The organism is Gracilibacillus saliphilus, assembly GCF_010994085.1.
Classification (GTDB): Bacteria; Bacillota; Bacilli; order Bacillales; family Amphibacillaceae; genus Gracilibacillus; species Gracilibacillus lacisalsi.
The window spans coordinates 14,622-32,616 of record NZ_WJEB01000044.1 but is presented as its reverse complement, the minus strand read 5'-3'; the positions used below and the strand labels follow the sequence as shown (position 1 = coordinate 32,616).

Annotated in this window: 19 protein-coding genes; 10 read left to right on the top strand and 9 right to left on the bottom strand. The window is 36.4% G+C overall.

The genetic code is table 11. The features are described 5' to 3' along the window. Positions 1-62 precede the first annotated feature (62 nt). Both GHT08_RS19945 and GHT08_RS19940 read right to left on the bottom strand, forming a co-directional pair. A complete protein-coding gene (locus GHT08_RS19945) occupies positions 63-1,127 on the bottom strand; it encodes an LCP family protein (RefSeq protein ID WP_163583146.1) in 1,065 nt (354 codons plus the stop codon). 153 nt (positions 1,128-1,280) lie between these two features. Then, positions 1,281-2,705 carry a glycosyltransferase family protein gene (locus GHT08_RS19940; protein WP_163583145.1) on the bottom strand — a complete coding sequence of 475 codons (1,425 nt, stop codon included), beginning with the start codon at positions 2,703-2,705 and terminating at the stop codon, positions 1,281-1,283. A 523-nt stretch (positions 2,706-3,228) separates the two neighbouring features. Between GHT08_RS19940 and GHT08_RS19935 the strand changes: the two genes are divergently transcribed. After that, positions 3,229-3,468 carry a Parvovirus coat protein VP1-like protein gene (locus GHT08_RS19935; RefSeq protein ID WP_163583144.1) on the top strand — a complete coding sequence of 80 codons (240 nt, stop codon included), beginning with the start codon at positions 3,229-3,231 and terminating at the stop codon, positions 3,466-3,468. Between the two features lie 295 nt (positions 3,469-3,763). Here GHT08_RS19935 and GHT08_RS22290 read toward each other — a convergent pair whose 3' ends face one another. After that, on the bottom strand, positions 3,764-4,018 hold the full coding sequence (locus GHT08_RS22290) for a hypothetical protein (protein ID WP_238343621.1): 255 nt from the start codon (positions 4,016-4,018) through the stop codon (positions 3,764-3,766). 283 nt (positions 4,019-4,301) lie between these two features. Between GHT08_RS22290 and GHT08_RS19925 the strand changes: the two genes are divergently transcribed. From GHT08_RS19925 to GHT08_RS19910, 4 genes are all read left to right on the top strand, one after another. Further along, on the top strand, positions 4,302-4,805 hold the full coding sequence (locus GHT08_RS19925) for a DinB family protein (RefSeq protein WP_163583143.1): 504 nt from the start codon (positions 4,302-4,304) through the stop codon (positions 4,803-4,805). A gap of 94 nt (positions 4,806-4,899) precedes the next feature. After that, positions 4,900-5,640 carry a YqcI/YcgG family protein gene (locus GHT08_RS19920; protein ID WP_420370987.1) on the top strand — a complete coding sequence of 247 codons (741 nt, stop codon included), beginning with the start codon at positions 4,900-4,902 and terminating at the stop codon, positions 5,638-5,640. Between the two features lie 149 nt (positions 5,641-5,789). Continuing rightward, positions 5,790-6,266 (top strand): DinB family protein, encoded by a 477-nt coding sequence (locus GHT08_RS19915; protein ID WP_163583159.1) that lies wholly within the window; start codon positions 5,790-5,792, stop codon positions 6,264-6,266. 167 nt (positions 6,267-6,433) lie between these two features. Further along, positions 6,434-6,919: a spore coat protein gene (locus tag GHT08_RS19910; protein ID WP_420370986.1), complete on the top strand. Its 486-nt coding sequence runs from the start codon at positions 6,434-6,436 to the stop codon at positions 6,917-6,919. Positions 6,920-6,965: 46 nt separating this feature from the next. Here GHT08_RS19910 and GHT08_RS19905 read toward each other — a convergent pair whose 3' ends face one another. From GHT08_RS19905 to GHT08_RS19895, 3 genes are all read right to left on the bottom strand, one after another. Then, positions 6,966-7,151, bottom strand: coding sequence for a hypothetical protein (locus GHT08_RS19905; RefSeq protein ID WP_163583140.1), 186 nt, complete (start codon positions 7,149-7,151; stop codon positions 6,966-6,968). An 11-nt stretch (positions 7,152-7,162) separates the two neighbouring features. Next, on the bottom strand, positions 7,163-7,852 hold the full coding sequence (locus GHT08_RS19900; protein WP_163583139.1) for an NAD(P)H-dependent oxidoreductase: 690 nt from the start codon (positions 7,850-7,852) through the stop codon (positions 7,163-7,165). 85 nt (positions 7,853-7,937) lie between these two features. Beyond that, positions 7,938-8,231 (bottom strand): hypothetical protein, encoded by a 294-nt coding sequence (locus tag GHT08_RS19895; RefSeq protein WP_193568330.1) that lies wholly within the window; start codon positions 8,229-8,231, stop codon positions 7,938-7,940. A gap of 239 nt (positions 8,232-8,470) precedes the next feature. Between GHT08_RS19895 and thpD the strand changes: the two genes are divergently transcribed. Then, entirely contained in the window at positions 8,471-9,403 is a 933-nt protein-coding gene (gene thpD / locus GHT08_RS19890; protein WP_163583138.1) for an ectoine hydroxylase, read from the top strand. Between the two features lie 614 nt (positions 9,404-10,017). Here the strand turns inward: thpD and GHT08_RS19885 are convergent. Together GHT08_RS19885 and GHT08_RS19880 are read right to left on the bottom strand one after the other, a co-directional pair. After that, on the bottom strand, positions 10,018-12,054 hold the full coding sequence (locus GHT08_RS19885; RefSeq protein WP_163583137.1) for an ABC transporter ATP-binding protein: 2,037 nt from the start codon (positions 12,052-12,054) through the stop codon (positions 10,018-10,020). A 2-nt stretch (positions 12,055-12,056) separates the two neighbouring features. After that, positions 12,057-13,796, bottom strand: a complete 1,740-nt coding sequence (locus tag GHT08_RS19880; protein WP_163583136.1) for an ABC transporter ATP-binding protein — start codon at positions 13,794-13,796, stop codon at positions 12,057-12,059. Positions 13,797-14,353: 557 nt separating this feature from the next. Here GHT08_RS19880 and GHT08_RS19875 point away from each other — a divergent pair. From GHT08_RS19875 to GHT08_RS19860, 4 genes are all read left to right on the top strand, one after another. Then, complete coding sequence (locus GHT08_RS19875) at positions 14,354-14,824, top strand: MarR family winged helix-turn-helix transcriptional regulator (RefSeq protein ID WP_163583135.1); 471 nt, start codon at positions 14,354-14,356, stop codon at positions 14,822-14,824. A 75-nt stretch (positions 14,825-14,899) separates the two neighbouring features. Then, positions 14,900-15,784: a permease gene (locus tag GHT08_RS19870; RefSeq protein WP_163583134.1), complete on the top strand. Its 885-nt coding sequence runs from the start codon at positions 14,900-14,902 to the stop codon at positions 15,782-15,784. 13 nt (positions 15,785-15,797) lie between these two features. After that, a complete protein-coding gene (locus tag GHT08_RS19865) occupies positions 15,798-15,944 on the top strand; it encodes an alcohol dehydrogenase (protein ID WP_163583133.1) in 147 nt (48 codons plus the stop codon). 113 nt (positions 15,945-16,057) lie between these two features. Continuing rightward, a complete protein-coding gene (locus GHT08_RS19860) occupies positions 16,058-16,819 on the top strand; it encodes a hypothetical protein (protein ID WP_163583132.1) in 762 nt (253 codons plus the stop codon). Between the two features lie 219 nt (positions 16,820-17,038). Here GHT08_RS19860 and GHT08_RS19855 read toward each other — a convergent pair whose 3' ends face one another. Continuing rightward, positions 17,039-17,902, bottom strand: a complete 864-nt coding sequence (locus GHT08_RS19855) for an AraC family transcriptional regulator (protein ID WP_163583131.1) — start codon at positions 17,900-17,902, stop codon at positions 17,039-17,041. Between the last annotated feature and the right edge of the window lie 93 nt (positions 17,903-17,995).

The following is a 17,995-nucleotide window of genomic DNA, read 5'->3' as shown; positions in this document are numbered from 1 at the left end:
AAAAGCCTTGTTGTTAGATAAATCAACAACAAGGCTTTTTGGTATGCTCAGAATCGTTTTACTTATTCCAATTCCATATCCTGATTATTCTCCACAGAATAATCGCTTGTATTCTCTTCTTCCAATTCTAATTCCTGTTTCAACTGTTGTGATGCTTTAAGCAATCCTTCTTCTGTCGGTAGGAAATAGTAAGTACCATCAATTCGTTGATCTCCACCTTCTATTTCATACGTTTTAATATTCGAAGTATTGATCGAAGAATAGGCTTTCTGCAAATTGAAAATTTCGCTTGCACTCAAGCTAGTAGTTACATTTTCTCCTAAAATATCCGTGATTTCTCCTACTTTAAACAATGAATCTGCTGAAATAGCTTCATCAATAGCAGCCTGGATAAATTGACGCTGTCTCTCATCACGAGAGTAGATGTTATTTACATCTCGCTTTCTCATTCGGACAAATGCTAATGCTTCTTCACCATTTAATTTACTTATTCCTTCTTCAAAGTAGATTTTCTCTCCACCTACATAGAAGTTCTTTTCCCAGAACGGCTCTTTTATATCAATTGTAACGCCGCCAAGTGCGTCCACAATATCTCTAAATCCATCAAAATTTACTGTGACATATTCATCAATGGGAATATCAAGCAACTGTTCTACCTTTTCCACCGTCAGCTTATTGGCACCATAGTCAAAAATAGAGCCATACGTATAGGCCGCATTTATTTTATGATAGCCAGCATATTGTCCGGCTTCTTCTGCTGTAAATTCCATTCTTGTATCACGTGGGACGGTTGTCATTGTCATTTGATCTGTATTTGGATTAATGGTCACAACAATTTGTGTATCTGCACGACCATTCTCACCATCTGTTTCGTAATCTTCTACACCAATTAATAATATCGAAAAAGGGTCGTCTCCAATTGTAACATCTGTTTCTCTTTTTTCTGATTTTCCATCCGGTCGATCGATTTCTTCATGAGCATCTTTAGTTGCATCATAAACGTTCACAAATAAATAAATACCGTAGCCAATAACGGCGATGATGATTAATAAAATAATCCTTAATATTCGTTTTTTCCACTTGCTTGATTTTTTTCTATTTTTTCTGTCTGTTCTTCGTTCACTCAAAATAAATACCTCACCTTTATTGTCTATTATTCTACTAAAAAAATTAGTGATATGTTGTTAACTATTACACTAATTTGACGAGTCACCATCTAAAAAGTTACAGGTATTTATTAATTTAGTCAAATAATAATGAATTATTTACAGTATCTTCTATTAAAATGATTTGTTAGAAAGACTATCAATTAAACGCATTAACCGCTGACCAGACGGAATGTTATTGATATAGCTTTTTGACAAAAATGTACTAATTGTTTTGTTCATATAAGACTGTAATTCTTTATTGGTAAAAAAATCTGAGACTAATGTGGATAGTTGCTTGGGATCATCCTGGATAAGTTTTTTCATATCATCATAATAACCGGTGTAACCAGGAGAGGGTTCACCTAATATAAATACAGGTTTTTTTGCCAACATAGCTTCCAAAGCTACTGTGGAAGGATAAGAAACTACCACATCCGCTATGCTGAAAAGGTCATAGTGATGGTACCCTTTGGAAGAATAGACAAATGAGTGGGTATCCTGAAGAGGGTGGTTTTTTTTATACCTAAAATCTTTGATGATTACATTTACGTTATCATTAGTACTTATTTGATCAAGGAAAGCAGTCCATTCTTTTAAGAGTAGTTGCCCACGAATAATCAGCAGAATAGTTTTCTTTGTTGGATCGATTGCAAGATTTTGTTTTATTTCTTCCTGTTTTAATTTTGGTACTTGTTTTATTAAATCGAATCTAGGATGGCCGATGATTTCTAAACCTTCTTTGTCTACTCCATTGTTAAGGTACCAATTCATATCTTGCGGTCCATAAACAGCATCAACATCTGCAATTTTTGGTATATAACCAAATTCTTTCCCGATAATGCCGTGCTGCATACAAATTGTTGGAATCCCGTGTCTAGCTGCAACAAAAACTAATGTCCGACTTTCGGGGTAATGTGTGGAAGGGACAATGACAGTAGATATTGGAACTTTTCTAAATAAATTTGCTGCTTCTTCCACACGGTTAACTATTTTAGCTATTTGCATAAAAAATCTACTTCTAAAGGTTGGATCATCATAGACCAAATGATTAGGATGTTTTGACAAGATGACTTGAGCTTCCTTTTTTAGTTTGTTGATTGGAGCTTTCATATCAATTTTGTAATTATCAAAGTTTTGGATAGAATAACCTTGCAACCCGACAAGGTATGTTTTCTCTTTCCTTTGTGGAATAGTATCCTGTACGATCAAGGTCTTTCTTTTGTCGAAATAATGATAGAAGGTTTCATTTGGAAATCGTAAAAGGTCATATACATCGTGCAGGAGAATTATTCCATCCTCCTTTTTTTGAAAAGGTATTTGTATGGAGTCTTTCTTCTTACTGAATGTTTGCTGAATATCAGATATGTCATTTACTGTATTTTTAAGAGAGTTAGTGTATACAGGATCATGTAAAGACTTGATCAATTCCTTGTTGTTTCTGATTAAGCTGCCATAGTGGAAAAGATAAGCTAGTGAGTAGCCTTTGTATTCTAATTCAGAAAAGTCATCCAGAAAGTCGAGGTAAACCGTCCAATAATTCTTTTCATAAGTATTCATTCCTAATCCCCTTTTCTATAGCAGGTTTGCTTAACAATTAAGAATCTAGTAAACGAAAAGTTAAGCATGGTCCTTAGTGTTCACACTGCTGGCATAATATTTATTCTTATTTATATTCCAATAATTAATATCAGTGAAAATAAAGGCCTACTATTAATGGATGTATCAGTATAAATAGGCTAGTACCGGTTACTATAAGAGTAGCCAATTATCATCATGGAGGGAAAGAAATGTCCAAACAACGCAAAAAAGAAAAACCTAATTATGCTCCTACAAATCCGGATGAAAAAATGCCTGATAAGCAAAAAAGAGGAAGAGGTAAATCACCTTCACGAGGTAATCCATTGTAGAATGAATCACTTATTAGTACGGGAGAAGGAAGGAATCCTCTCCTTCCTTCTAACTTTCAGTCCTCACACGATGACAAAATCCACTTTTTCCCTATGATAACTATCCTTTTCGTGACTTGAAAACGGAACATATAATATGACAAGGTCCAAGAAATAAAGGGGGAAGGTCTCCAATGCCATGTTTACCCGGTTACCGATATTGTGGTCCAGGCTGCAGTGGACCAGGTGTGCCATTAAATCGATTAGATGTTTTTTGCATGCAACATGATGATTGTTACCGTAAACACCGTTCTCATCAATATTGTGATGAGATATTCTTGAAGAGGCTACAGCCATATATCCAACGCAGAGATAAAATTGGTAGAGATGCAGCTCTTATGTACCAAGCTATTTCATTTAAACGAGGGTTATAGTTTAAAGGGAAAAAACACATTAGTGTATTTATTAATACTTGACTAATGTGTTTTTTATTGATTTTAATTTTACACGGTTCAAATCGTCGCTTATATCCAACTGAGCAAGACTCACTTATAAAAAAGCTGTTGCTTATAGTACTTCATAAAAACGACAAACATCAAAATAGATCCAATTATATTATAGACTACACGGAATCCGTGAACGATTAAGAATTCTCGGGCAGTTTGAACAAGGAAGTCAACAGAATGAACCGCTTCTCCTTGTATAAACATGATTTCGTTACGAGGCCATTCAAAAATCAGGGACGTGGCGCCTTCCAGCACTATCATTAGCATACTGAATAATACCCAATAACGTGCGTTTCACTTTCCATGATAAGATGACAGCTATTATTCCAGTTGAAATACTGGCCATCCCTAATGGTAGAAAATAAGTGTGCGGACTTACCACTGCCATGAACTCCATGGTAATAGCAAATGATTCTGGAATGTTATGAAAGATATTCGGATAGACCATGAAAGTATCTAGTAAAATGCTTCCAAGCATAATCCATTGAATCCATAGGTGTGCAAGTATAGCAGTAAATGCAATATTTTTGCATAAGTAAAACTCCTTCTAATTTATTTTTTAATCAACTATCTTGTTTCCGAAATCAATTTTATACGGGGAATCTAAATGTCCTATTAGGTAATCCTTAAATATTTCTTAAATCTGAAGTTGTATTTCCAGCAATAGGAAGGTCAAAGCTTGAATAAAAGGAACATATGTTCTATAATGTGTTTAGGATAGATATCCTCTATTCCATTATGAAGGAAGGGAGCTAATAGACATGTATGTAACGATTGCAGACTTTATTTACGAATGGAAACGAGAAGTAATGCTGACTCAAAAAGTGCTGGAGGGTTTGACCGATGATTCGTTAAAACAACAAGTTTATCCAGAAGGTCGCACTTTAGGTAGAATTGCATGGCACTTAACAACAAGTATCCCAGACTATTTAGCTGATTTTGGGTTAGAAATAAATCAAGTAAAAAAAGCAGAAAGTGTTCCCAATTCAGCAAAAGAAATAGTGGAAACGTTTAAAAGCGTCAGTTCTAGTGCAGCTGAAGCGATTGAACAACAATGGACAAATAAAACATTGGAAAAGATACAAAATGCATTTGGTAGAGAAGAAACAAATGCTCAAATTCTGATGGGGCTCATCAAACACATTATTCATCATCGTGGACAAGTTACAGTTCTTATGCGACAAGCAGGAATAAAACCTTTTGGTGTTTATGGACCACCAAAAGAAGATTGGGTTCAATTAGGTGTGGAAAATCCACCTCTTTAACGTAACAGAGTAGTAATCACCTCCGCTAGTGCCTATTTTACATAGACATTTACCCAAATGTAGTTTGGTTGAATAAGATGTAATAGGGCGTGAGGTGATTATTTTGAGCAAATGGTACAAAAAAGGTGATATAAAAAGAGATGACTTCCTTGATCCATGGAAAAAAAGAATGGTTGCCCGATTCACCGATAAAATGTCCAATAAAGAACAGCCTTTTCCTTGCATTCCGGCAACCATTGGGTTCACATTAGATCAACTTCGATTTGGGTTTATTGGGTCACCGACAGAGGAGCGAACGACCCATGAGCTAGGGGAGTTATTACGAAATTATTCGAAACATTCGAGAGAACTTGGCAAATACACTTCCTTGATCGTATTTTATGAAATATCCAAAGAGATTATCGAAAGCTATTCAGTCGAGCAATATGAACATATATTTTGGGAGCAGCTGAGTAAACTCGTGGTTTATGATAAAAAAGCATGGCCAAGGGAAATCCCGATAGATCCAAATCACAATATGTGGGAATTTAGTTTTCATGGTGAAAGATATTTCATGTATTGTGCAACCCCAGCACATCAAAAAAGAAGTAGTAGAGCGTTTCCTACATTGATGTTAGCTATTACCCCAAGGTGGGTGTTTCAGCAATTTAACGAATCGAAACACGCTGAGAAGATAATCAACCAAGTGAGAAATAGACTAAAAAACTATGATTCGATCCCGATTCACCCAGAGTTAAAACCATATGGAGCAGAAGATAATTTTGAATGGAAACAGTATTTTTTACGAGATAACAACCAAACTTCATCGAAATGTCCATTTCATTATAAAAAGTAAATGCATGAAATAACACTTTGCATTTACTTTTTTTGTTATCATAAAACGATTATAATAAAGATGATTAAATCTAGTCGAGAAAGTGGGGAGACGAAGTGAATAGACCAGAATCTAATGAATATGCTGATTACTATGCAACATATGTATCCATGGTTCCAGAAGGTAATATGATGGATATTTTAGAAATGCAGAGAGAGGATTTGCTGAAGCGACTGAACAATTTATCAGAAGAACAAGCAAATTATCGTTACGGACCTGAAAAATGGAGTATAAAAGAGGTAATAGGACACTTAGCGGATACAGAACGTTATATGGCTTATCGTCTTTTTTGTATAGCACGTGGGGAAAAGGCTAACTTACCTGGTCACAATGAAGAGGACTTTGTTAAAGAAGCAATGTTTGACACGTATTCTTTCCGTACATTACTAGAAGATTATACATCAGTTCGAAATGCTACTTTACAACTGCTCAAAAACTTACGAGATGATGTCTGGACCAATTGGGGCAATGCAAATGGCTTTCCGGTAACCGTTCGAGCATTGGCATTTATTGTTGCAGGTCATGAGCTTCATCATATGAAAATACTAACAGAACGCTATTTTCAGAATGAAGATTTTCCAGTTTAGTATTTAATGTGGAAAGCTTTTTCACATATATCAGGATTAAGAGCTCCTCATTCACTAGGATGGAGAGCTTTTATTTTTTCACTAGGCGAAGAAATGATTGGATATGTACCTAAATCAGTTCCTTTTACATACACTGTATGGTAATAATAAAAAAGGAGCGATACAAAGTGGATCACACTTACCAACAAACACTTGCATGGCACGAAACATTGGAAATCCATGAGCTAGTTGCATTTCAGTCGATTGGTTTAATGAAATTAAAAATGGGGTTACAACATATTCAGGATCCTGCATTGAAGAATATTTACCTGCAAACAATAAAAGAACTGGAAATGAACTTAAATGAACTACTTCAATTTTATCCTTATGCACCACACCCTGGTCCGTCTAGTGAATATCGTATTTCAGACAGTTTCTATGCAGGGGATTTATTAGCTTTTGCTAAAACAGCGGTAAGAAATTACGGAATTGCCATTACTGAAGTAGCTACACCAGCCTTGCGCAACGTGTTAAAGAAACAAATGAATCTGGCTGTAACTAGTCATGAACGAATCTTTTCCTATATGTATCAAAATGGTCACTATCCTTCTTATGATTTAGCAGCATTGTTACAACATGACATGACGCTTGCCAAAAAAGCACTATCGATGTAACAAAGACTTAAACGCTGGCAGTGTAACTTGCCTAGCGTTTAAGTCTTTATTCACTCCATTTTCTGGGACTCCAAATCGTGCCTTCCATTTCGCCTTCCATTTGGTCCATTCGTTTTTCTTGTTCTTCAATAATATCCTGAGCTGCCTTTATCAATGTGCGCTGGTAGTAATCATCTGTTTGGTCAAATATTTGTTGTAATTGTTGAATCATCCATTCATTTTCTTCCGTCATTCTTTTGCCTCCTATTCAAGGAACATATCATCAAGTACCATTTTTAGCTCGTCTATTTTGTCTCGGTTCTCTTGAATTCGTTCTATTGCAAATGTTATTGTATTCATTTCGTTTGTTGACTCGGTCATTTTCTGCAACTTGTGGATTAGCCATTTTTCTCGAGTAGCTAAACTAATATCTTTCTCCATTGTGAGCATCTGCCAATATTTGATTAAAGTATTCATTTTCTCTTCTTCTTCCATATAAAAAAACTGAAATATGGACAATGGTCTAAGATAAATCATCCCTAATTTATTAGCCATCGCTTGAAATGGTTTCGTAAGTTCACTTATCGTAAACAGTTCTTCACCACCTGCCTGGTATTCTTTCTCAGCCACACCGATCATCATAACTAATCCGAATTCCTTTCCGGCAAGCGGCTTTTTTCTAGTACCATAACCAAAACCTTCTCCTAAAACTTCATCTTGCCATTTCTTTAAAAGAGGTGTTCCACTATACCAATAAAAAGGAAACTGAAAAATTATCCGATCATGGCTTTCTAACAAATCCTGCTCCTTCATTACATCTATCCTGCCATCTGGGTATAAGTTTTCTAAATGGTGGATGGTTATGTCTTCTTGATTTTTGATTGAGTTTAAGAAGTATTGTTGACTGCCAGAGTCGATAATATCTGGGTGGGATATGATTAGTAAAGTTTTCAAATTTTCGCTCCTTTCTTATGCGCTTATGTTATTTATATATTCCAGTTATATACGAAAAAACATTCAGTTGTACACTTATAAGAAATTATTTTTCTAGTTTAAGAATGGTCCTTTGCATTGGTACCCCGCCCATACTAACGTTTCTTTCAATGAACATATAGTTTTTTCCGTCGATGGAGAATCTTCTATCACCTAGGTATGTCACATCTCTACCTTCACTTTCCAGCTTTTTTTGAATAGCTGTGACATATTCACTGTATTGGATGTAACGATCATCTAAATCAATAATAATGTTTCCTTTTTTGTATCCCATTAACCAATTAAATAAGCAGAAAGCTCCTGTAAACATAATGATAACTAAAAGAAAATGAAAGAACATAAATCTCCCTCCTTATTAATATTACGTAAAACTCATGGTATTCGTTTCACAAAATGAGATCTAACTACGATAAAAGCCGTAAAAAATGGCAAGATATCGTAAGAAAGATGTATTTGAGATGGATTGGATTTCAGTGTCGCACATAATTATACAGAGATTGTTATCAGAGTTGTTTAGTGAGTGCTAAAAGATTATACTGTAACCGTAAAATCTAATATCTGACAAGGAGTGATCGAATTATGAAAGATTTATATCCTTCTAGAATCAAAGGCATGCCTTCCATTTTGGAAAGAAAAGACCCGATAATTCACAACTCCACAAAAGAGGATGGTCCTTTACAACGAAAAGAATTAGATTTTTACGAAGAGAATGGTTATCTATTTATGGAAAACTTTTTCTCTTTTGAAGAGGTAAAAGTATTACAACAAGAATTAAAGCGAAACATGAATGGCAATAAGTCTTCTGACCAACCTTACGTAGTGAGAGAAACTGGTGGCGATGAAATCCGCTCCGTATTTGATGTGCATAACAATGATGAATTTTTCCACAATTTATCGTCACATCAACGTATTGTTGAAATTGCACAGCAATTATTAGGAAGCCAGGTTTACATAAACCAATCTCGAATTAATTTTAAGCCTGGTTTTAAGGGGAAAGACTTTTATTGGCATTCTGATTTCGAAACTTGGCATATGGAAGATGGAATGCCTAACATGCGTGCGGTTAGTTGTAGTATTATTTTGACGGATAATTATTCTTACAATGGTCCACTATTATTGATTCCAGGTTCACATCGTTACTTTGTACAATGTGTAGGCGAAACACCTGAAAATCATTTCGAACAATCTTTAAAAATGCAAAATATTGGTGTGCCAGATCATGATAGTATTAACTGGTTATTAGAAACAGGCGGAAGAATCGATAGTGCTACAGGGCCTGCTGGATCTGTATTGTTCTTTGAATCTAATACCATGCACGGTTCTAATAGTAATATTTCGCCAATGCCACGTAGTAATGTGTTCTTTGTTTTTAACAGTATCGAAAACAAATTAGTAGAACCATTCGCAAATATCTCACCAAGACCAGAGTTTATTGCGAACCGAACAAATATTAAGCCGGTTGAACCAAAACCTTTTGATATTAATAAGAAGAAAGTGTTATTACATCAATAAAACAAGCGCCCCGCTAATAGCGGGGCTTTCTAAAGGGTTGACATATCTAGCCACCGCTGTATTTTTTTATAAGATAAGAAATCAATGAAATGACCGTGTTAAGCGAAGTAGATATTTTGAAATGTTTGATGTATATTTGCAACGCTCCGACTAATTACTTCGCTTTCCGCGGACATGGGCTAAACTAACTTTGTAAAGTGGATTTTCGGCTCGCGCTATTCCCGCAGGAGTCTCCGTAATTAGTTTTCGCTATGAAGAGGTGCACCAATTATTGCCATAAGTAATAGCTTGACTTTTGACAATGGACAAAGTGAAAATCGCTATCCTATGAGAATAACAGCTGCTGTGTTACTCCATGCTAGCGTTGTAGGGCCTGATAATAGCGAAGGCCGCCCACTTTCACTCCTGTGGAAATTGTTTGACCTGAAGATCCACTTTTTCGAGCGGATTTTGCTCGAAAAAGTTAGCTGAAGGACAAACCCCACGGAAAGGGAAGTGGGCAGCCGAAGCGATGGATCTGCGATTGATATATTTCAAAATGGTTACTAAAACAATCGCAGATCCACTTAACATTTAGTGATAGGGACTGAGCGGATTTTGCTCAGTTTTTCTTATTAAACGACTTGAACTTTGTTACTTGTTCCTTGTTGCATCTTATACATCTGATGATAGTTCCCTCGTTGTTGCAATAATTCTTGGTGTGTCCCTCTTTCAATTATTTGACCTCGTTCTAGGACGATGATCTCATCAGCATGTTGAATCGTTGATAAACGGTGTGCAATGACGAGCATTGTTCGACCTTTGGCAAGGACTTTCATTGCTTCTTGAATCAATCCTTCAGTTTCGGTATCGATATTGGCAGTAGCTTCATCTAGAATTAGAATAGCAGGGTCGAATGCTAGTGCTCTTGCAAATGATAGCAATTGGCGCTGTCCGGTAGAGAACTCACTTCCGTTTTCCCCGACAGGTTCATCATACTGGTTTGGTAACCTTTCAATAAATCGATCAGCACCTACTGCTTTTAGGGCAGCAATAGCTTTCTCTCTAGTTATCGCTGGATCATTTAATGTGATGTTCGACAATACCGTTCCCGTGAAAATAAATGGGTCCTGCAGGACAATTCCGATATGATGGCGAACCTGTTGGCGAGTCAAGGTTGATGTCTCCATGCCATCGATTTTGATTGAACCTTTTTGTGGGTCATAGAAGCGAAACAATAAATTCATAATCGAACTTTTACCTGAACCGGTATGCCCGACAAATGCTACCGTTTCTCCAGGTTTCACATGAAAGTTGACATTTTTTAAAATATAGTTGTCTTTTTCATAAGCAAAGCTTACATTGTCAAAAAGGACGTCACCTTTAATTCTATTCATCTCCACCTGTTCGATCTTCTCACCTTTTTCATCTAACAATTCAAATACTCTCGCACCAGCCACTCTCGCTTGTTCTAACTGTGGGAGTTGGTTGACGATTTGTGTCATTGGTTCAAACAAGCGGGTAAGATAATCGACGAATGCATATAATACCCCAGCTGTTATTAAACTCTCCCCAGATAAAGCATTAGAACCGAAGAACCAAATAAAAGCAACAAAAGCAACTCCACGTAATGCATTAACGAGATTGAAAGAAGTTAAGGCGGAGAGAACAATCATTTTCTTTTGATAAATATAGTGACGCGTATTTAATTGTTCAAATTCACCTTGTGTTTCGTTTGTTCTTCGAAATGCTTGAATAATCGGCATTCCTTGAATTGATTCGTTGATGGAGGCATTAATCTCACTATTGGTAGAGCGGATAACGCGATTATATTTGCCGGCGTATTTCTTAAATAATTTCATCCAAACAAACAAAATCGGTATCACAATTAAACAAATAGTTGCTAACGACGCATTTAATAAGAAGAGGGCAACGAATATCCCTGTCATATATACAAATCCATTTACAAAGGTTTCAAGCACCTTGACATATAACTCTTTGATTGCTTCTGTATCATTGGTGACTCTTGCTACAATCTTTCCTGCTGGTCTTTTGACAAAATAATTCATTGGCAGTTCTTCGACTCGTTGAAAGACATCATTGCGCATTCGTTGAATAATCTTGTTGGCTGATACTTGCAATAAATATGTTTTAAAATATTGAAAGACAGAAGCAATTAGAATTAGTCCTAAATATAATCCAAGTAACAGAGCGATTGGGCGGATTTCAGGCTGAAAAAATGTATACAGGTCACTCACATTGAGCTGCATACCATTTACTTGTTCTGTCGTATTGTTATAACTAATCGTGACCCTATCATCATTGGCAGTTTGAATCGAACTGTTCGATGGAACTTCTTGATCAACTAAATAAAAATTTTTTCCTGATTGTAAAAGGGTGTGCTGACCGCGCATTTGATCTTGATCTGTTAGGCGATCGGCCCGTTTCAGGAACATACCATTGAAGCGGATTGTGTCTGAATCATGTTGTTCTTCTACTTGTGTCCAATTAGTCTGAATGCCGACAATATGATTATCTATGACTCTTTTGGCGATAAAAGGACCAGTAAGCTCTAATCCAACTGCAATAATCAAACAAACTAAACCAATTAGAATGTATTTCTTACTAGTCAGTGCATATTGAAATAGCCTTTTTTCGGTTGAAGGTTTCATGTCTACACCTCTCTTTCCATTTGCTGAATGTTAAATTGTTCTTTATACCAGCCATTTTGCTTCATTAACTGTTCATGTGTACCACGCTCAGTGATCTTTCCATCCTCAAGGACGATAATGTGGTCTGCATGTTTAACAGCAGAAAGTCGGTGGGCAGCAATTAAGGTTGTTTTCCCTTGGCGTTCTTTTCTGAGATGGCTGATGATATTTGCTTCAGTTTTGCCATCTACAGCAGATAGTGAATCATCTAAAATTAAAATTTCAGGGTCCATAAGCAATGCTCTGGCTAAGGAAACGCGTTGCTTTTGACCACCTGATAAGGTTACGCCACTTTCACCAACAAGTGTTTCTAACCCCATAGGAAGAGCTTCAATATCCTCTTTTAAAGAAGCCGATTCTAAAATGTGATGAATATCTTCGACTGATTTTTCCCCACAACCGAATAAGAGATTTTCTTTTACTGTTTTCGAGAAAAGGACGTGCTCCTGTGGTACATATCCAATCCAGCTTCGGGTAGTATCGAGTGTAAAACGATCGATGGAAACATCGTTAATGGTAAGCTTTCCATTTGGCGGTACGTATTCTCTTAACAATTGTTTAAAAAGCGTCGTCTTCCCTGAACCAGTTTTACCGACAATACCGATAGTTTCTCCGCGGTGAATGGTGAGATCGATACTATCTAATTGTTTCCCGACCGCTTCAGGATAAGAGAAGGATACATGGTTAAAATCAATCACCTCAGGCACAGCAACATACGCAGGTTTTGCTGGGTTCTGCACATCTGGATGTTGGCTGAGTACTTTATCAACTCGGTCAATTGATGCATTACCACGTTGCATGACATTAATTAATTCTCCAATCGCGAACATTGGCCAAATCAGCATCCCTAAATATACGTTAAAAGAAACTAGATCTCCTAGTGAAATTCGATTTTCAAAAACCATTAATGCTCCATAACCTAATCCAATCGTATAAGAAATTCCGACTAATATATTGATACTAGGTTCAAAAAATGCTTCCATTTTGGCAACTGCTTTATTTTTTTGAAACACTTTTTCTGTCATATTGGAAAATCGGTCGAAATCTTGTTTTTCTTGAACAAAAGCACGAATGACTCGAACACCTCTGGCAGATTCTAGCGTATAGTTGTTCAGTTCACTAAAAGCAGTTTGTGCTTCCGTAAAACGAGTATGAATAACCTTTCCATACTTATGCACAATAAAAGCCATAATCGGCATAGGAATCAAGGCTGCAAGGGTTAATGGCCAACTGATGGTAAACCCCATCATGAGAATAATGAATAACATGAATACAGTAGAGTCGACCAACGTAAGAATACCGAAACCTGCTGTCATCATAATCGCTTTTAAATCATTAGTAGAGCGAGCCATTAAGTCGCCCGTTCGATTCTTACTATAAAATCTGGGGCTCATCTTAAGAAAATGGCTCATTAAATTGGAGCGCATTTTTCTTTCTAACAATAAAGATCCACCAAATAGGTTGTAATCCCAAAGAAACATAATTGCATAACTAATAATAACCAAACCGGTAAAAATCATGATTATTTCAGTTAATCTTGCAGCGGTTAGTTCATTATATTGAATCGCATCAATTGTCATCCCTACTAGTTTGGGAGGGATTAAATCAATAAAACTGACGATGATCAGTGCAGTAATCGCAACTGAATACCGTATCCAATGTTCTTTAAAGAACCATGATAATTTGTTAAACACAGAAAACATTTATCTATCTCCTTTCAGCAGAAACATCTCATTTATCTGGTGTTGCTATCCGCCGTCTTTCCTTTTTCTTTCGCTTGTAAATAGGTGGGCCAACGTTTGTATCATCTTTTTTCCTCCTTTTTTCTATTTGCATTGAATAAAAAAAGCGTATACGTTCATGACGTATACGCTAAAAAGTTACACTTATAGCAAGTAATGAGGCCATCTTACAATAATGGCAACAAAAAAGATCACGAACGAATCCGTGATCCCGCTATTATGGAATTATGATAATAAACGGTTACATGCTAGTTGTATTTCGGTTAGAGGAAGTCACGGCAATATCGATATTTAATTGATGTAAGATAACAACGTTCATATGATGATGTGTGCGATTCATTTTGCCGGACCTCCTTTTTACTGTAAATTTTTTCAATGCTCAATTATTATATATTCAAAAAATTATAACGTCAATAGAATTTACGGAAAATATTTCAAATTTTAAGAAAAATTAATAAGGTAAATTTAATAGTTGCAAAATACAATTAATTATCATATACTACAATTAGGTGATGAAAATGGATAAAAATAGTAACAAAACACAAAATATGCAGGAAATGCGTCATTTGTTTGTGGTTCTTTCACGACAGTTTGGATTATTACAAAAAGAAAGCTCCCAATGTTGTGGAGTGACAACCATTCAAAGTCATATTCTCTACGAAATAAAGCAAGGGCATCATATGACACTAAATCAACTAGCTCAAAGGCTTTGTTTGGACAATAGCACAACAAGCCGTCATGTTCATGGATTGGTGGAAAAGGAATATGTAGTTCGATTGCCACACCCTGAAGACAGACGTTATGTTACATTGGAATTATCGGAAAAAGGGAAGAAGCTGGAAGAAGAGATTACGGAAATGATGACAACAAGCATTATGGATATGTTTAAAGATTTACCGGAAGACAAGATGACCAACATGAGAACAGAAATAAAAGACTTAACGGAGATTATGCGAAAGAGTGATATATGTTGTTATCCTCCATTTTAAAGGATGGAGGATATAAAATAGATAATAGTTGCAAAATACAATAGTTGTGTTTGCCTAATAATAGGAGGGAAGCAGATGTCTAATGTAGTTTCATTTCTTCAACAATTCGCCATTTTATTTATTGAATTGACATTACTGTTTATCGTTATCAGTTTTATTGTTAGCTTGATTCAACAAAAAGTAACAGAAGAACAAATTAAGCAAATTCTTCATCGGCCAAATAAGTGGAGTGGCTACCTGTATGGTACGGGTTTAGGTGCTTTAACACCCTTTTGTTCTTGTTCGACGATTCCGATACTAGCGGGATTGTTATCTTCTAAGGCGCCATTTGGACCATCGATGTCGTTTTTGGTAGCATCTCCCTTATTAAACCCAGTCATGATTATTTTATTAGTTACCTTTTTAGGATGGAAAATAACCATCTTTTATTTCGTGACTGTTTGGATTTTTGCGATGATCATTGGTTTTGTCTGGGAGAAATCAGGGTTTCATAGTTATGTTAAAGATGTTCGAGTTAGGGGAAAAAAATCGATAGAGAATCAACCAGCTATTCCTAAGTGGAAGCTGGCACTACAGGATGCTTGGTCCTTTTTTGTTCCTGTACTACCTTTTCTTGTGTTAGGGGTATTTATTGGTGCATTTATTTATAATTTTGTTCCAGAATCGTTGATTATCCAGATAGCTGGCAGTGATAAACCATGGACAATACCAATTGCCTCTGTTATTGGTATTCCTATGTATATTCGCGCTGAAGTTATGTTGCCGATAGGTGATGCATTAATTACGAAAGGAATGGGGGTAGGGGCTGTTATTGCACTACTTATCGGTGGTGCAGGTGCAAGCTTGCCCGAGGTCGTTTTACTGAGTAAATTATTCAAACGGAAGCTCGTAATAGCATTTATGCTTTCTATCCTGTTTGTCGCTATATTAACTGGATTTATGATTCAATTCATTCTTTGAAGGGGGTGATAACATGGCTATAAAAAAAGGACTAAAAAATATTTTTTCTTCATCTAAAGAAGGTTCTTGCTGTAGCGTAGAGTTTGAAGAAGTTCAACCTAAGCAGGATGAAGAACAGAATAATGACGAAGCAAAGTCAGAAAATCAAAACTGCTGTTAGTTCAAAAAAATCTAAAGCCTACCATTATAGCCTTTATTAATGGTAGGCGTTTTTTCTACTTGTGATATAATAATAGACAATTAGAAGTAAATAGATAGTAGGTGAATCGAAGCATGCAGGCACCTGATAATATCCTTCATATATGGCACCAATTTGATCATTTCCCCATGGAAACCTTCACGAAAATGTGGTATTTTCAACAAAATACCAAAACGAAGCAACGTGATGTCGCCTTGATGAAAGCGCACTATCAACAATACGGTATTACAGGAAATTGTTTCGACCTAGCGATATGGTTAATAGATGCATTTCAAAAAGATGGAATTCACGCCTATCCAGTTGGTCATCATTTACATAGTGAAGAGGCACATGTAGCAGTTATTGCATTAGATGGACAAGGAAATAGGTATTTGTGTGACTTAGGTGATCAATGGATTCAGCCAATTTTAATTGAAACAGAGCATGAAGACTTTACAGATGAAGTGTTAAGCGGCTTTTTTCCTGCTGTAAATGTTCAAGTGTCTTCTACAGATAAACAAATCGAAATAACTTATCATAGACCGAATGGGAAAGCATCCCATCAATCCTATGATCTACAACCGGTTAATATGGAAGATTTTTTGAATGCGGCCGAATTCTCACAACATACCATTGATCCTCAGCCATTATTCGAATGTAGAATTCCCTATAAGAGGGAGATAGTGCATTGGGAATTTAATGACTGGGCGGCTTTTTTAAGTACAAGTGAAGGGTTATTTAAAGAATCATCCTATAAAAGTATAGAAGATTGGGCAACTAGAATTCATGAAGTTTCCGGTTATGACCGACAGTTTTTAATCACTACATTAAAAAACTACCAAAAGAAACAAGGCTGACTTTTTACCTTAAAGTAAAACTCAGCCTTGTTATTGTACTAAGGAAAGAAAGTATAAATATTGGGTGCCTGTCTACGCAAGCGCCCAGAAACTAGGCAACTTCACGAATCGCGCTACAATAAGTCATCATCGGTTCGTAAACTCACCGTGATTCCTTCATCTCAGTTGATGCGCTCCAGTCGCTACGTTTCTAAACGGGCGCTCTGCGCTTTTCTTATATTATTTAATTGCCACCCATATTTCATTCGTGGAGTCTGGTTGGCTAGGGTCATCATCTAAATAAACTTCTAAGGGTGGGATGTCTTGTGGCTCATAGCCGTTTGATGGGAACCATTCTCCATAAATTTGTTTCCACGCTTTTGGCATCTCAGTTTGTACCGGTCCATTTACTTCAAATACCACCCATTTTGCTGTAGGAAGTAATGTTTCGGAATAAGGAGAAGATGTTTGACTGCTTGTCTCTACACCAATCCAATATTCTATTTGTTGATTAGTGTTGTCATAATCAGTAGTGACCCCTAATAATCCTTTTATTTCTCCATTTATCAACGAAGCCAGCTTTTGGATAGTACCATTTTGCGAAGACTCAGCCCAAAACTGAGGGATGATATTCGCTTGAGGTAACCCCTCTTTAGAACAAGGAACCTCTTTTTTTACACCAACAACTTTAAATTTTTCTCTTTCCACAATGCGATACTTCATCGATTCTACTCCTTTCAATTGTACCTGAATTTGCAGGCGATTATAGGATTGAAGCCCCGTCAGTCCCTTTCGTGCTTCTCTTGGTGAGATACCATGCTGCTTGCGAAAGGCTTTTGAGAAAGCTTCAGGAGTGTCGTAGCCATATTTAAGGGCAAGGTCGATTATTTTGAAATCTGTACTCATTAATTCCTGTGCCGCCAAAGTTAACCGCCGTCTGCGCAGATATTCTCCAACGGTAACCTCGGTAAGAATAAGAAATATTCTTTGAAAATGATAGGGAGAAAGGTGTGCTTGGTTTGCAATATCCTGAATCGTAATGTTATCTAGTAAATGTTCCTCCATATAGTCTATTGCCTTTTGTAATGATTCGACCATTGCCATATCGCTCAACTCCTTGGTTATGATATTAAAGGTTTCTACTGAGAAAAACCTGTCATTTTGTGCTCTTATAGGACTGATATGTCGAGTATGTTG